The organism is Sphaerisporangium corydalis (assembly GCF_025506355.1).
GTDB classification, from domain to species: Bacteria; Actinomycetota; Actinomycetes; order Streptosporangiales; family Streptosporangiaceae; genus Sphaerisporangium; species Sphaerisporangium corydalis.
On sequence record NZ_JANZYP010000008.1, the window covers coordinates 44971 to 59853 of the forward strand.

At 72.2% G+C, this 14883-nt stretch carries 13 protein-coding genes and 2 pseudogenes; 10 read left to right on the forward strand and 5 right to left on the reverse strand.

All coding sequences use genetic code 11. The features are described from left to right. Nucleotides 1-156: 156 nt before the first annotated feature. The 3 genes from NYZ98_RS08205 (at nucleotide 157) to NYZ98_RS08215 (ending at nucleotide 2572) form a co-directional block, all read left to right on the forward strand. Nucleotides 157-1026 carry an LLM class F420-dependent oxidoreductase gene (locus NYZ98_RS08205; RefSeq protein WP_262841957.1) on the forward strand — a complete coding sequence of 290 codons (870 nt, stop codon included), beginning with the start codon at nucleotides 157-159 and terminating at the stop codon, nucleotides 1024-1026. 161 nt (nucleotides 1027-1187) lie between these two features. Further along, a complete protein-coding gene (locus tag NYZ98_RS08210; RefSeq protein WP_262841958.1) occupies nucleotides 1188-1316 on the forward strand; it encodes a hypothetical protein in 129 nt (42 codons plus the stop codon). Nucleotides 1317-1726: 410 nt separating this feature from the next. Further along, a complete protein-coding gene (locus NYZ98_RS08215; protein ID WP_262841959.1) occupies nucleotides 1727-2572 on the forward strand; it encodes an alpha/beta fold hydrolase in 846 nt (281 codons plus the stop codon). A gap of 44 nt (nucleotides 2573-2616) precedes the next feature. Here NYZ98_RS08215 and NYZ98_RS41690 read toward each other — a convergent pair. From NYZ98_RS41690 to NYZ98_RS08225, 3 genes and pseudogenes are all read right to left on the reverse strand, one after another. Continuing rightward, nucleotides 2617-2823: pseudogene (locus NYZ98_RS41690) on the reverse strand (Clp protease N-terminal domain-containing protein); the annotation flags it as partial. A gap of 183 nt (nucleotides 2824-3006) precedes the next feature. Next, a pseudogene (locus NYZ98_RS41695) lies at nucleotides 3007-3177 on the reverse strand (Clp protease N-terminal domain-containing protein); the annotation flags it as partial. Nucleotides 3178-3179: 2 nt separating this feature from the next. Next, on the reverse strand, nucleotides 3180-3413 hold the full coding sequence (locus NYZ98_RS08225) for a helix-turn-helix domain-containing protein (RefSeq protein WP_262841961.1): 234 nt from the start codon (nucleotides 3411-3413) through the stop codon (nucleotides 3180-3182). Between the two features lie 169 nt (nucleotides 3414-3582). Between NYZ98_RS08225 and NYZ98_RS08230 the strand changes: the two genes are divergently transcribed. Beyond that, nucleotides 3583-5274: an ABC transporter ATP-binding protein gene (locus tag NYZ98_RS08230; RefSeq protein ID WP_262841962.1), complete on the forward strand. Its 1692-nt coding sequence runs from the start codon at nucleotides 3583-3585 to the stop codon at nucleotides 5272-5274. A 2-nt stretch (nucleotides 5275-5276) separates the two neighbouring features. Then, on the forward strand, nucleotides 5277-7262 hold the full coding sequence (locus tag NYZ98_RS08235; RefSeq protein ID WP_316249540.1) for an ABC transporter ATP-binding protein: 1986 nt from the start codon (nucleotides 5277-5279) through the stop codon (nucleotides 7260-7262). Nucleotides 7263-7312: 50 nt separating this feature from the next. Here the strand turns inward: NYZ98_RS08235 and NYZ98_RS08240 are convergent, their stop codons facing one another. After that, nucleotides 7313-9376, reverse strand: a complete 2064-nt coding sequence (locus NYZ98_RS08240) for a S9 family peptidase (protein WP_262841963.1) — start codon at nucleotides 9374-9376, stop codon at nucleotides 7313-7315. A 70-nt stretch (nucleotides 9377-9446) separates the two neighbouring features. Between NYZ98_RS08240 and mshB the strand changes: the two genes are divergently transcribed. The 5 genes from mshB to NYZ98_RS08265 all read left to right on the forward strand — a co-directional run bounded on the left by mshB (nucleotide 9447) and on the right by NYZ98_RS08265 (nucleotide 13069). Then, nucleotides 9447-10355, forward strand: coding sequence for an N-acetyl-1-D-myo-inositol-2-amino-2-deoxy-alpha-D-glucopyranoside deacetylase (gene mshB, locus NYZ98_RS08245; protein WP_262841964.1), 909 nt, complete (start codon nucleotides 9447-9449; stop codon nucleotides 10353-10355). Nucleotides 10356-10366: 11 nt separating this feature from the next. After that, nucleotides 10367-10837: a DUF6113 family protein gene (locus tag NYZ98_RS08250; protein ID WP_262841965.1), complete on the forward strand. Its 471-nt coding sequence runs from the start codon at nucleotides 10367-10369 to the stop codon at nucleotides 10835-10837. 10 nt (nucleotides 10838-10847) lie between these two features. Then, complete coding sequence (locus tag NYZ98_RS08255) at nucleotides 10848-11363, forward strand: flavin reductase family protein (protein ID WP_262841966.1); 516 nt, start codon at nucleotides 10848-10850, stop codon at nucleotides 11361-11363. A 60-nt stretch (nucleotides 11364-11423) separates the two neighbouring features. Beyond that, complete coding sequence (locus NYZ98_RS08260) at nucleotides 11424-11924, forward strand: hypothetical protein (protein WP_262841967.1); 501 nt, start codon at nucleotides 11424-11426, stop codon at nucleotides 11922-11924. Between the two features lie 170 nt (nucleotides 11925-12094). Continuing rightward, entirely contained in the window at nucleotides 12095-13069 is a 975-nt protein-coding gene (locus NYZ98_RS08265) for an MBL fold metallo-hydrolase (RefSeq protein WP_262841968.1), read from the forward strand. 301 nt (nucleotides 13070-13370) lie between these two features. Here the strand turns inward: NYZ98_RS08265 and cysS are convergent, their stop codons facing one another. After that, nucleotides 13371-14765, reverse strand: coding sequence for a cysteine--tRNA ligase (cysS, locus tag NYZ98_RS08270; RefSeq protein WP_262841969.1), 1395 nt, complete (start codon nucleotides 14763-14765; stop codon nucleotides 13371-13373). Nucleotides 14766-14883 lie beyond the last annotated feature (118 nt).

A 14883-nucleotide genomic window follows, 5' to 3' on the forward strand; every position in this document is an offset into this window, starting at 1 on the left:
GGGCTGTACTTCGTGCTTCCCCCTGAGGGCGCGTCCGGTTGTGGATCGGGGGCGATCGGCGGTCGAGGTGGCGGTGTCCGGGCGTCGCGCGCGGACCGGCGGGGGTGCGCGCGGAATGATGGGTTCTCCAGTTCGTCCAGGTGACAGGAGCGTCGGATGCGGATCGGTGTCGTGTTCCCCCAGACCGAGATCGGCGGGGACGTGGGCGCGGTGCGCGCGTACGGCCAAGGGGTCGAGGAGCTCGGTTTCCAGCACCTCATCGCCTATGACCATGTCCTCGGCGCCGACCCGGCGGTCCACGAGGGCTGGCGCGGCGTCTACGACGTGGACACGACGTTCCACGAGCCGATGGTGCTCTTCGGGTACCTGGCGGCGCTGACCACGCTGGAGCTGGTCGCCTCGATCATCATCCTGCCCCAGCGGCAGACGGCGCTGGTGGCCAAGCAGGCGGCCGAGGTCGACCTGCTCAGCTCCGGCCGGTTGCGGCTGGGCGTGGGGCTCGGCTGGAACCCGGTCGAGTACGAGGCGCTCGGCCAGGACTTCACCACCCGGGGCAGGCGCATGGAGGAACAGGTCGAGCTGATGCGCCGGCTGTGGACCGAGCGGTCGGTCACCTTCGAGGGCGAGTACGACCGGGTGACCGGAGCCGGGCTGGCGCCCCTGCCGGTGCAGCGGCCGATCCCCATCTGGTTCGGGGCGCAGTCGCCGGCCGCCTACCGCCGTACCGGGCGCCTGGCCGACGGCTGGTTTCCGCAGATGCTCCCCGGGCCGAAGCTGGACGAGGCGAAGGCGATGGTCCACGAGGCCGCCGTCCAGGCGGGACGCGACCCGTCGATGCTCGGCATGGACGGCCGCGCCACCTGGACGGGAGACGCGGAGGAACTGAACCGGGTGGCAGGCCGGTGGCGGGAGTCCGGCGCCACGCACCTCTCCGTCAACACGATGGGCACCGGCCTGAGCTCGCCCGACGACCACCTGACCGCCCTGCGGGCCGCCGCGGCCGCCCTCGGACTACGCCCGTCCTAGACCCCGGAGCAGGGCGTTCTCGCCGTCTCCTGTGCGGGTGGCAGGAAGTGGTCACGGGCGGGCAGCTTGCTGCCGTCCATTCGTCTGGTTCGGGGCGCTGAATTGCCGGAGAGTTGTTCTCACAAGGACGAACACAAAACCTCCCGGAAAAGAGCAACGAAATGACGAACTCCACTTTCTCCCCCGCCAGGAACACCGCCACCCGCGCCGCTGGCACCACCTGGGACTCCCGCGCCGCGGGCACCACCTGGGACGGCTTCGGAAAGACCCCCGGCACCACCTGGGACTAGAAACTCCGAACCTCCCGGAATACGAAAAGCCACCTCGAAACCAATTGAAGACCTGAAACCGGAAAGCCAACAGAATCGCCGCCCGGACAGCCAGAAAGAATCACCGCACCACCACGAAAGAGCAGCCCCGGTCACGCCGATCGAGACCATCCGCACCCCGATGGCATCGGCCAATCTGAGAAACCGGGCATTCCACGGCCACTTCGACGCCGAGACGCGCGAAACCCCCCGTCTCCAGCCATGACCGGCCGACTCCCCTCACAGATCGCCGGCACGACGGCCCGCCGCGCGGCCGTACCCCCGCCGCACCGGGCGCCCGCCGCCGGGCGCACCCATCTGAAGATCGCTCCGGAAATCCGTGGACGGTGTCCCGGTCGCCCCCGAATACTGGTGCTCCCTGACCAGCGATCATGAGGACTCCTGTGCCCTTCTTCGCCTCCTCGGCCGGTACGCCCCTGCACTACGACCTACGGGGCAGGGGGCCGTTGCTCGTCTGCCAGCCAGGTGGTCCCGCCCGGCCCGCGTCGTACCTGGAGACGCTCGGCGGCCTCGACCGGCACCGCACCCTCGTGCTGCTGAACCCCCGGGGCGTCGGTCAGTCTGCCGCCGCCGGCCATTACCGGTTCACGGACCTGGCGGACGACCTCGAAGCCCTGCGGCGGCACCTGGACGTGGACACCCTCGACCTGCTGGGCCACTCCGCGGGAGCGCTGCCGGTCGCGGTGTACGCGGCCAGGCACCCCTCACGTGTACGGCGCCTGGTGCTGCTCACCCCCACCCGTCGCCTGGTCCCCGTGCGGGACGGTGAGACCGATCGCGAGACCTACGCCAAGCAGCTCTTCGGCCAGGAGCCGTGGCTCGGCGACGCCCTCGCGGCGGTCAGGGAGATGGCGTCGGCGACGACGGAGGAGGAGGTGGACGCCCTGACCGACCGGATGATGCCGTTGTTCTACGGGCGGTGGGACGCCGCCGCGCGGGCGCACGCCTTCGACGTGGAGGGCACCGCGTACGCCCCCGTCGCCAGTGCGGGCTTCGACGATCCCGCCTTCGACCTGGCGACGTTCGGCGCGGTCACCGCCCCGGTGTCCCTTCTCGTCGGGGACCGTGACTGGAACGTCGGCAGCCGGGCCCCCGAGGTCATGGCCGGCTGGTTCCCCAAGGCCGAGATCGCCTGGCTGCGCGGCTGCGGCCACTTCCCCTGGGTGGACGACCCCCGCCAGACCGCCACGGCCGTCCTCGACGTCGTCTCGCCCTGACCCGCGAAGAGACCTGATCCGCCGAGTGCGGGGCCGCCGAGGGGTCAGCCGAGTTCGGCGCGGATCTCCTGGCGGAGGGTGTCGAAGTCGACCCCGGCGTCGGCGATGACCTTGGCGGCCAGGCCCTCGCCCTCCCTGAGCAGGCCCAGCAGGATGTGGCCGCCGCAGATGTAGTTGTGGCCGAGGGCCAGGGACTCGCGCAGGGAGAGTTCCAGCACCTTCTTCGCCCGCCGGGTGAAGGGGAGGCGACCCCCCACCCGCCACGGCCGGTCACGGCGGGAGCGGGGCTCACGGTCGAGGGCCCCCGGCCCGAAGGTGGCCTCGACCTTCTCCCGGATCGCGTCCAGGTCGATGCCGATCGACTCCAGCGCCGAGGCGTCCAGGTCGTCGGGCGCGGCCGCCGCGACGAGCCGCCCGATCCTGTCGCCCACGTCGTCGTGCTCCAGCCCGTGCCGGGCGAGGACCGTGGCGGGCACCGTGCCGGGTTGCCGCAGGAGGGCGAGCAGCAGGTGCTCGGTGCCGATGTGGTCGTGGTCGAACAGGAGGGCCTCTTCTTGGGCCAGTACCACCGTCTGCCGCGCGTCCTCGTGAAACCGCTCGAACATCCTTACTTCTCCCGTCTGAGTAGACCGCGGCCGCCCGCGTACTTCTTGTGAACCGCCTGCCTGCTCACGCCGAGCAGTACCGCGATCTCCTGCCAGGACCAGCCCTGATCCCGTGCGCTGTCCACCTGGAGCGCCTCCAGCCGCTCGACAAGGATCCGCAACGCCCGTACGGCCCTGAGCCCGACGGACGGATCGCGGCTGCCGGCGTCGGAGGCCAACTGTGCCGTGTCGCTCATGTATGTCAATATAAGTTGACGCCGCCGCGATGTCAACCATAGTTGACGGACCTTCTCGGAAGGATCTTCGGGAGGGGCGGATCGGAAGTCGTGTCCTGGCTGGTAGAGCGGCACACGGGCCGGAAAAGCGTTTGCCGCGCGACCCCGCGTTTGCCAGCCTGAGGGGGTTATGCGATCCCTGCCCCATGCCGATCCCGGCATTCCCGATGCCCGCAGCCCTCTCCGATACCTGTGGTGGACCGCCCGCGCGCAGACGGGCCCGCTGGTCGTCGGCGTCGTGTTCGCCGTGCTGTGGTGGCTCGGGCAGGCCCTGGTCCCCTCCGCCCTGGGCAAGGCCGTCGACAGCCTCACCACCGACGACTCCGACGGGCTGGTCCGCTGGTCGGCGGTGCTGCTGGGCCTCGGGGTCGTGACCGCGCTCGGCGGCGTGATGCGCCACCGCCTGGCGGTCTACAACTGGCTGGCCGCCGCCTACCGCACGGTGCAGGTCACCGCGCGGCAGTCGACCCGGCTCGGCGCCACCCTGCCGAAGCTGCTGTCCACCGGCGAGGTGATCAGCGTCGGCAACTCCGACATCGCCCACATCGGCAACGCCATGGACATCCTGCTGCGCGGCGTCGGCGCGATCGTGGCCATCGCGACGGTCACCGTCATCCTGATCACGACCTCACCGCAGCTCGGCCTGATCGTGCTGGCCGGCGTCCCGCTGATGGCCGTGGGCGTCGCTCCGCTGCTCAGGCCGCTGCACCGGCGGCAGCACGCGCAACGCGACCTGCAGGGCGACCTCGCCACCCGGGCCTCCGACATCGTCGCCGGCCTGCGCGTGCTGCGCGGCATCGGCGGCGAGCAGGTCTTCGCCGAGCGCTACCGCCAGGAGTCCCAGAGCGTGCGGTTCGCCGGTGTGCGGGTGGCCTCGGTCGACGCCACGCTGGAAGGAGCCCAGCTCCTGCTGCCGGGCGTCCTCATCGCGTTCGTCACCTGGCAGGGCGCCCACTACGCCATGGACGGCACGATCACCATCGGTCAGCTCGTCGCCTTCTACGGGTACGCGTTGTTCCTGGTCGGGCCGCTGCGCACGCTCACAGAAGCCGCCGACAAGCTCACCAAGGGCCACGTCGCCGCCCGCAGGGTCGTCCGCATCCTGGCGCTCGACCCCGAGATCAAGGGCGAGGGCACGGCCACCACACCCGGCGGCGACCTGGCCGACGAGGCCTCCGGGGTGACCGTTCCGCAGGGACGGTTCACCGCCCTGGCCGGGGCCGTACCCGAGGACGCGATCGCCGTCGCCGACCGGCTCGGACACTACGTCGCGGCGGACGCCTCCTTCGGGGGCGTCCCGCTGGCCGATCTGCCGCTGCCCGAGGTCCGGCGCCGCATCCTGGTGGCGGGCAACGACGCCCGGCTGTTCAGCGGGCGGCTGCGCGACCAGCTCGACGTCACCGGCTCCGCCACCGACGACGACCTGCGCCGCGCGCTGCGCGCCGCCTGCGCCGAGGACGTGGTCGAGGCGCTGCCCGAGGGGCTCGACTCGCACGTCGCCGAGGCCGGCAGGGAGTTCTCCGGCGGCCAGCAGCAGCGGCTGCGGCTCGTACGGGCGCTGCTCGCCGCGCCGGAGGTGCTGATCCTGGTGGAGCCGACGAGCGCCGTCGACGCGCACACGGAGGCGCGCATCGCCGAGCGGCTCGGCGACGCCCGCCAGGGACGCACGACGCTGGTCTGCACGACCAGCCCGCTCGTCCTCGGCCGGGCGGACCACGTCATCTACATGCGGGACGGCCGGGTACGCGCCGAGGGCACCCACCGCTCCCTGCTCGCCACCCACCCCGACTACACCGCGACCGTCACCCGAGGGGAGGACTGAACGTGAGCGTGCACCAGGCCAGCGAGCCAGTGCTGGACGAGAGCGATACGGGTCAGGACCCGGCGAACGAGAACCGCCAGGACACCGCCCATAATCCCGGCGAACGAAAGCCGTCCGTCAAGGAGAAACCCGGGCCCGCCGGGGTGCGGGACCAGACCCCGGACGGGGGCGGGGGAGTGCGGGATCAGGCCCAGGACGGGGGACAGGGGAAGCCGTCCGATCGGGCACCGGCCGCCGGCGGGAACCAGAGGCGGATCCTGCCCGTCGCCGACCAGGCACAGGTCCGGGCGTACGCGCGCAGGCTGACGCTGAAGTACCCCGGCGCGCTCACGCTCGCCCTGAGCCTGCACGGCCTCGGCGCCGTCGCCGGGCTCGCCGGGCCGCGCCTGCTCGGCGAGCTGGTCGAGGGCGTGCGCGACGGCACCGGCGTCAGCGTCGACACGGTCGCGCTGACCATCGCCGGTTTCATCGTCGTGCAGGCGGTCCTGATCCGGTACGCCGTGTACGTGTCGGCCAGGCTCGGCGAGAAGGTCCTCGCGGAGCTGCGGGAGGAGTTCGTCGACCGCGTCCTCGCGCTGCCCCTGTCGACCGTGGAGCGGGCCGGCTCCGGCGACCTGGTCACCCGCACGTCCCGTGACGTCGACGCGCTGTCGCGCACCGTGCGCCACGCCGTGCCGGAGACGCTCATCGCCGTGGTGGCGGGAGCGTTCGTCCTCGGCGCGCTGGCCCTGGTCGGGCCGCTTCTCGTGCTGCCGACGCTCATCGCCGTGCCGCTGATCTGGTTCTCCACCCGGTGGTACCTCAAGCGGGCCAGGGACGGCTACCTGCGCGAGAACGCCGCGTGGGCGGACATGACCGAGGGCCTCACCGAGACCGTGGAAGGCGCGAGGACGGTCGAGGCGTTCGGCCTGCAGCACCGCCGGCACGAGCGCACCGACACCGACATCGCCAGGTCGTGGGCGGCCGAGCGGTACACCCTGGGGTTGCGCACGGTGTGGTTCCCCATGGTCGAGTTCGGCTACGTCATCCCGGTCGTGGCGACGTTGCTGATCGGCGGCATGTTCTACCTGCGCGGCTGGGTGTCGCTGGCGCAGGTCACCGCCGCCACCCTGTACGTGCAGCAGCTCATCGACCCGCTCGACCGGTTGCTGTCGTGGGTGGACGAGCTCCAGGTCGGCGGGGCGTCGATGGCCCGGCTGCTCGGGGTGGCCAACGTGCCCGACGACCGCAACGTCGGCACCGAGCGTCCCGACGGCGAGGAGATGGTCGCCGACGACGTCCGGTACGCCTACCGGGAGGGCCATGACGTGCTGCACGGCGTGTCGCTGCGGGTCGCGCCCGGGGAGCGGCTCGCGATGGTCGGCCCGTCGGGCGCGGGGAAGTCGACCCTGGGCCGGCTGCTGGCCGGGATCCACGGTCCGCGCACCGGAGTGGTCACGGTCGGCGGGGTGCCGCTGGTCGACCTGCCCCTGGACGAGCTGCGCGGGCACGTGGCGCTCGTCACCCAGGAACACCACGTGTTCCGGGGCACGCTGAGAGACAACGTCCTGATCGCCCGGCCGGACGCCGGGGACGAGGCGGTCGCCGGGGCGCTGAAGGCGGTCGACGCGTCGGAGTGGGTGGAGGCGCTGCCCGAGGGGCTGGACACGGTCGTCGGCTCCGGCGGCCTGGCGGTGTCGCCGGCGCAGGCGCAGCAGGTCGCGCTCGCCCGGCTGGTGCTCGCCGACCCGCACACGCTGGTCCTGGACGAGGCGACCTCGCTGATCGACCCGCGCGCGGCCCGTCACCTGGAACGGTCGCTCGCGGCCGTCCTGGACGGGCGCACGGTCATCGCCATCGCGCACCGGCTCTACACGGCGCACGACGCCGACCGGGTCGCCGTGGTCGAGGACGGCCGCATCAGCGAGCTGGGCTCACACGACGAACTGGTCGCCCAGGGCGGTGCCTACGCCGCCCTCTGGACCAGCTGGCACGGCCCCACCCCATGACCGCTCCCCCCACCTCCCCTGATCGGGAGGTGGGGGGAGCGGTTCGTGGGTCACGGGGTCAGGGAGGACTTGAGGAAGTCGACCTGGAGGAGGAGCAGGTTTTCGGCGATCACCTCTTGGGGGGTCATGTGGGTGACGCCGGACAGGGGGAGGACGGTGTGGGGGCGGCCGGCGGCGACCAGGGCCGATGAGAGGCGCAGGGTGTGGGCGGCCACCACGTTGTCGTCGGCGAGGCCGTGGATGAGCAGGAGCGGGCGCTCCAGCTTCTCGGCGTCGGCCATCAGCGAGGAGCGGGCGTACACGTCGGGAAGCTCGGCGGGGTGGCCGAGGTAGCGCTCGGTGTAGGCGGTGTCGTAGAGCCGCCAGTCGGTGACCGGCGCCCCGGCGATGGCCGCGTGGAACACGTCGGGCCGGCGCATGACCGCGAGCGCCGCGAGGAACCCGCCGAACGACCACCCCTTGATGGCCACCCGGGACAGGTCGAGGTCGTCGGGGTAGAGCTGGGCGGCGCCCTTGAGGGCGTCGACCTGGTCCTCCAGCACAGGGGTCGCCAGGTCGTGCAGCACCTCGCGCTCGAAGGCGGGGCCGCGCCCCGGGGTGCCCCGGCCGTCGGCCACGATCACCGCGAAGCCCTGGTCGGCGAACCACTGGGACTCCAGGAACCCCCGCCCGGAGGCCGTCACCCGCTGCGCGTGCGGCCCGCCGTACGGGTCCATGAGGACGGGCAGGCGCCGGGAGCCGGGGACGTGGCCGCTCGGCAGCAGCACGGCGGTGGCGAGGCCGCGCTCGCCCGTGCGGACCAGCGAGACCCGGGGCTCCAGCTTCGGCCGCTCGGCGAGCGACCCGATGTGGAACCGCTTGCCACCCACACCCACCTGGACGGTGGTGGCGGCGGTGTGGAGGGAGTGGGAGATGGTGAGGAGGGTGCCGCCGGACAGGCGGCCGTTGTGGACGCCGGGCTCGGTGGTGACCGGGGAGATGGAGCCCCCGGACCAGGTCCACAGGTGGATCTCGGTGGGCTCGGCGCTCGCGCGGAACAGGACGGTGTCGCCGTCGACGCTCGCCACGTCGCGGACGTGCAGGGACGGCGGCGTGACCGGCTCGTCTCCGATGAACAGGCGCCGCCCGCCGCCGGAGTCGGCCACCCACACCAGGGTGCCGTCGGACAGCCGGGCGGGCACTCCTTGCACGACCTCCACCCACGCGTCGTCGGTGTCCTCGCGGACCGGCTCGGTCGCGCCCGTGGCGGGGTCGACGGAGAACAGCCGCATCGCCTTCTGGTCGCGCGGCATCGTGACGATCGAGGGGCCGAACCGGTCCCAGGCGGCCGTCACGAGGTACTCGTCGTCGAAGGGGACCGCCGTGCGCGAGCCGTCGAGGCCGAGGACCAGCAGCTCGACCCTGGCGTTGGCCGTGCCGGCCGAGGGGTAGGCGACCGGGACGGGCGGCTTGGCGGGGTTGGCCGGGTCGGCGATGTGCCAGGTCTGGACCGGCGACTCGTCGGCGCGCTCGGCGAGCAGCGCCGTGCCGTCGGGCGACCACCAGTAGCCGGTCATGCGGTCGAGCTCCTCGGCGGCGATGAACTCCGCCAGCCCGTACGTCACGCCGCCCGCCTCGGGGGTCGCCAGGGCGCGGTCGTGACCGGTGGCGAGGTCCTGGACGCGCAGGGCGCCGCCCGTGACGTACGCCACACGGGTGCCGTCGGGGGACAGGCGCGGGTCGATCACCGCGCCGGGGGTGTCGAGCCGCCGCACGGCGCCCGACCTCAGCTCGGCGAGGTAGAGCCCGCCCGACAGCGCGAAGACCGCCGACGCCACGGCGGAGTCGGCGCCGTAGGCGACCACGCCGCCCGCCTGCTCCCTGGCGCGCTCACGCCGGGCCCGCTCCTCGGGCGGCAGGTCCTCGTCGGCGGCGCCGAGGTCGGCGGGGTCGACCACGAGGCGCTCGGCGCCCGTGCCGAGGTCGAGCTCCCACAGGCAGGTCACCGGGTCGGTGCCGGACCGGCTGCGCAGGAAGACGACCCGGTCTCCCCCCGGGGCGATGGTGAAGCCGCGGGGCACCCCGAGGGTGAAGCGGCGGGTCCTGGCGTAAAGGCGCGGGAAGCTCTCACTCATGCTCCTCATATTGCCAGGCCAACAACCAGGGAGATGCTTCCTGTCGGGGGCTGGGGATAACCTCGAAGACATGACTGATCGCCGTTTGATGCTCGTGCACGCCCATCCCGATGACGAGACGAGCGGCACGGGCGCCACGATGGCCAAATACGCCGCCGAGGGCGCCCATGTGACGCTCGTGACGTGCACCTTGGGCGAGGAGGGGGAGATCGTGGTGCCCGATCTCGCCCATCTGGCCTCCGACAAGGAGGACGCCCTGGGGGAGCACCGCATCGGGGAGCTGGAGGCCGCCTGTAAGGCGCTCGGCGTGGACGACCACCGCTTCCTCGGCGGCCCGGGCCGCTGGCGCGACTCCGGCATGATGGACGTCGCCACCAACGACAACCCCGACTGCTTCTGGCGCGCCGACCTCGACGAGGCCGCCGGGGAGCTCGTGAAGATCATCCGTGAGGTCCGGCCCCAGGTGATCGTGACCTACGACGACAACGGCTTCTACGGCCACCCCGACCACATCCAGGCCCACCGCGTGGCCTGGCGGGCCTACGAGCTGGCCGCCGACGCCTCCTTCGGGGAGGGCGAGCCGTGGCAGGTCGCCAAGTTCTACTACACGACCATGCCCAAGACGGTCATGCGCCGGGTCGCGGTGGCCATGCGCGACACCGACTTCGAGTTCTTCACCGAGGAGACGCTGGACGAGCTGCCATTCGGCGCCGCCGACGCCGACATCACCACCGAGATCGACGCGCGGCCGCACGCCGGCGCCAAGCTCGACGCGATGCGGGCCCACCGCTCCCAGATCGACCTCTCCGCCCCCTGGTTCGTGGTCTCGGAGAGCTCCGGCCAGGACTCGCTCGGCATCGAGTACTACATCCTCCGGGATGGGACGCGCGGACCGGCGGCCACGGGTCTCCCCGCCGAGGCCGGGGGTCTCGGCGAGCCGTACACCCGCGAAGACGATCTCTTCGCGGGCATCGGCTAGCCTTGCCAATCATGGAGGAAGAGCAGGCCGGGACCGGTGTCGAGGCGGAGCAGGAGCCCGATGACGCCATGATCACGGGCGCGGCCTACGGTGTGCTCTTCGTGCTCGGCGCGGTCTTCGGCGTCGTCTCGGGTCTCGAGCACTCCTGGGACGTGGGCGACGCCGTCCCGCCCATCCCCATCGCGCTGGCCCTGCTGCTGTTCGCCCTGCTGTACGGCGCGGGGCGGCTGATGGGCACCAAACTGGGGGCCTTCGTCCCCGGCATGGGCTGGATGCTGGCGGCGCTGCTGTTCTCGGTCAAGAAGTCCGAGGGGGACCTGGTCGTCGCGGCCAACATCCCCGGCTACTGGTACCTCGGCTGCGGAGCGGTCGCCCTGGTGGTCGCCGTCCTGCTCATCCCTTCGTCCGGTTCCTGGTTGCTGCACCAGGGCCCGTATGGCAAAGCGGGTTCCATCAATCTTTCGGATGGAATGTCCGCATAAGCAGGCGCGCGTGCATCACGGACCCGTCGAGAACCAGGTGGACCAGGCGGTCTTCCGCAAGGTGACCGGCCGCTTCGCCACCGGCGTCGCGGTGGCCACCACCCTGCACGGCGGGGTCGACCACGCGATGACCGTCAACTCCGTCGCCTCGGTGTCGCTGGACCCGCTGCTCGTGCTCGTCTGCGTCGAGCGGATCGCCAGGTTCCACGACGCCGTGCTCGCCGCCGGGATCTTCGGGATCTCGATCCTCGGCGAGGACGGCGAGGAGGCGTCCCGGGCCTTCGCCAAGCGCGGCCGCACGCTCCACGGACAGCTCGACCGCTGGTCCCACCGCCGGGGCACGCTGGGGCTCGCCCTGTTCGACACCGCCATCGCGACCCTGGAGTGCCGCACGCGGGCCGTCCACGACGGGGGCGACCACTCGATCGTCGTCGGCGACGTCGTCTCGGCGCACGCCCCGAGGGATCACGCCCCGCTCGTCTACTACGCCGGCCGCTACCGCCACCTCCGCCCGCCGGGCCGTTGAGCCCCCCGATCACCAATTCGAGCGTGGCCGCCGTCGCCGGTCAGGGGTCACAATCGGGGTATGCGGGGACGGCATCGGGTCAGGCAGGTGCTCAACTACGCCAACCTGTCCACGCCGCTCGGGCTGCTCATCGCGGTCGCCGGGCGCGCCAAGGTGCGGCGGGGCGAGCACGGCCTGCTGTACGCGCACGGCTACCGCATCCCCTTCCCGGTCGCGGGCGCGTTCACGGTCGGCAACGTCGTCGTGACGGCCGAGTGCGACGGCTACCTGACCGGGGCCCTGCTCCGGCACGAGGCCCGGCACGCCACCCAGTACGCCTTCTGCGCCGGCCTGCCGATGCTGCCGCTCTACGTGCTGGCCCTGCTGGTCTCCGTCCTCGTCTGCGGCCACCCCGCCTCCTGGAACGTCTTCGAGCGCCTCGCCGACCTGGACGAGGGGGGCTATCCTCGGCATCCCTCCCGATGGCGCAGGCACCGTGCAGGGCGCGGGGACCGGCTCCGCGCCGGGGGGAACCGGTCAAGGCGCGGGAATCGGCTCCGCGCGAGGAGGCACCGGTCCTGAGGCGGGGACCGGCTCCTGGTGGGGAGGCGGCTCCGCATCAGGGATGACGCGCGGATACCTCCCACGGCCGAGGCATGTTTTCCGCTCACGGGGGATCATCACTACAGAGTGGTGATTGATCCATATATGGACCAGCCCGTCTCCCACTCGGCGACGAACAGGAGGGTCGCATGTCGCAAACCGTCAGCCCTGAGGTCTCTCCGGCCGCACCGCCGCGTGAGCGCGCCTTTCCCGCCGACTTCAAGGACCGCCTGACCTGCCCGCTCCCCGACTTCCGCGAGGTCGTGAGCGTGGCCTGGCACGGAGGCTTCCGTCCCGACATCGGCGACGCCGACCAGATCCCCGTGCTACGGGCCGGGCTGCCGGCCGCCGGCGCGGGCGACGTGGCGGTGACCTGGGTCGGGCACGCGACGTACGTGCTGCGCATCGGCGGCCTGACGGTGCTGACGGATCCGGTGTGGTCGCGCAAGATCCCCGGGGTGCGCCAGCGGCTGACCCCGCCGGGCGTCGCGTGGAGCGACCTGCCGCCGGTGGACGCCGTCGTGATCAGCCACAACCACTACGACCATCTTGACGCCCCGACGATGCGCCGCCTGCCGAGGCACACCCCGGTCTTCGTCCCGGCGAACCTGGCGAGCTGGTTCACCAAGAAGGGGTTCACCGACGTCACCGAGCTGGACTGGTGGGAGGGCGCCCGCGTCGGCGAGGTGAGCTTCGACTTCGTGCCCGCCCACCACTGGAGCCGCAGGACGCTGTTCGACACGTGCAAGTCGCTGTGGGGCGGCTGGGTGCTGACCTCCGGCGACCAGCGCGTCTACTTCGCCGGCGACACCGCCTACGGGGACCGCTTCAAGCTCATCGGCGAGCGTTACCCGGGCATCGACCTCGCGCTGATGCCCGTGGGCGCGTACGAGCCGCGGTGGTTCATGCACGTGTCGCACGTGGACCCGGCCGAGGCCGTGCAGGCGTGCGCCGACGTGGGGGCGCGGCGGATGGCGGCCATGCACTGGGGGACGTTCGTCCTGTCGGGCGAGCCGTTGATGGAGCCGCTGCGGGAGACCCGCGCCGCCTGGCTCGCCGCGGGCCGCGACCGCGCCGATCTGTGGGACCTGGCGATCGGTGAGACCCGTACCCTTGTCGTCTGACCGATCTTCGATCCGAGCCCGCCTCTGGGCAGGGCTCGCATCCGAGCAGAGCACCGATGGCACGGGCATCCGCCCCGGCGTGCCGGACGTTCACCACGTCCGCCGCGGGGTGGAGCGCCTCAGGGGGCGCCCCGTCCCGGGGGGGGGGCCCCCCGGGGGGGGGGGGGCCACACCCCGCCGCCCCCGGGGGCCGACGCGCCGGGGGGGGGGCCCCCCCCCGGGCCCCCCCCCCCCCCCGGCACGACCGGGGCGGCAGGCAGGCGCTGAGCGGCGTCAGGCGTAAGGCTTAAGGCGTCATGCGTCAGGCCAGGGACCAGGTCTGGCCGTCGGAGGTGTCGGTGACCTTCACGCCGAGGGCGGCGAGCTCGTCCCGCAGGCGATCGGAGGCCGGCCAGTCCTTGGTGTCCCGGGCCTTCGCGCGCGACTCCAGCAGCTCGGCCGCGCCCGCTGGCAGGACCGCGACGACCGGCGGCTTGCCGATGTCGACCGCGAGGTCCAGGCCGAGGACGTGGTCGAGGTGCAGGAAGGTCTCCAGCCGGGACCCGGGGTCCACCGTCTCGTCGCGCTCCAGCTCGCGGACCACGCGCAGCGCCGTCGGGGTGTCCAGGTCGTCGTCGAACGCGGTCAGGGCCCGCTCGGCGTAGGCGGCGGCGATCGGCTTGCTGGGGAACTCGGCCCACTCGGCGACCCGCTGCCGCCACCGCCGCAGGGTGCGGTCGGCGGCGTGCAGGGTGTCCCAGGTGAGGTTCATCTGCTGCCGGTAGCGGTGCTCCAGCAGCGCGAGACGGACGGCGAGCGGGTCGAGGCCGGCGGCCTCCACGTCGGACAGCAGCACGACGTTGCCGGTCGACTTGGCCATCTTGCGGCCGTCGAACAGGACGTGCTCGCCGTGCACCCAGTGCTTGACGACGTCGTGGCCGACGGAGGCGTTGGACTGGGCGCGCTCGTCCTCGTGGTGCGGGAAGCGCAGGTCCTTGCCGCCGGTGTGCACGTCGATGTGCTCGCCGAGGAGGCGCAGCGACATGGCCGAGCACTCGATGTGCCAGCCGGGGAAGCCCCGGCCCCAGGGGGTGTCCCAGGTCATCTCGCGGTCGGAGCCCTTCCACAGCGCCCAGTCGGCGTGGAAGCGCTTGCGGGGGTCCACGCCCTCGACGCGGTGGCCGGGCTTCAGCGCCTCCAGCCGGTTCCCCGAGATCTCGCCGTACGTCGGGAAGCTTCGCGCGTCGAAGAACACCGAACCGTCGTCGACCGCGTAGGCGTGACCCTTCTCGATCAGCCGGGCGATCAGGTCGATCATCAGGTCGATGGTCTCGGTGGCGCGGGGGGTGTGCTCGGGCGTGCGCAGGTTGAGCGCGGCGGTGTCGCGGCGGAAGGCGTCCTCGTAGAAGCGGGCGATCTCCATGGCCGAGCGGCCCTCGCGCCGGGCCTGCTGCAGGACCTTGTCCTCGCCGGTGGCGTCGATCTCCTCGTCGTCCACGAGGTGGCCCACGTCGGTGATGTTCTGACAGACCACCGACCGCACGCGGTGCTGCTCCAGGACCCGCCTGATCAGGTCCGACAGGAGGTACGACCGGAGGTTGCCCACGTGGGCGTATCGATAGACGGTCGGCCCGCAGGTGTACATGCGCAGGACGCGCGAGTTCGCCGGCATGATCGTCTCGAGCTGCCTGGACCTGGTGTCATACAGCCGCAACATGTCAACGAGCTTAGGTCATGGATCACGCCGTGTCCGTGGTCCCGGCACCCATATCGGGAACACCAGGCTCACGCCGCCCCGGGCTCCAGGAGCGCCAGGTTCACGACGCCCCAAGGTC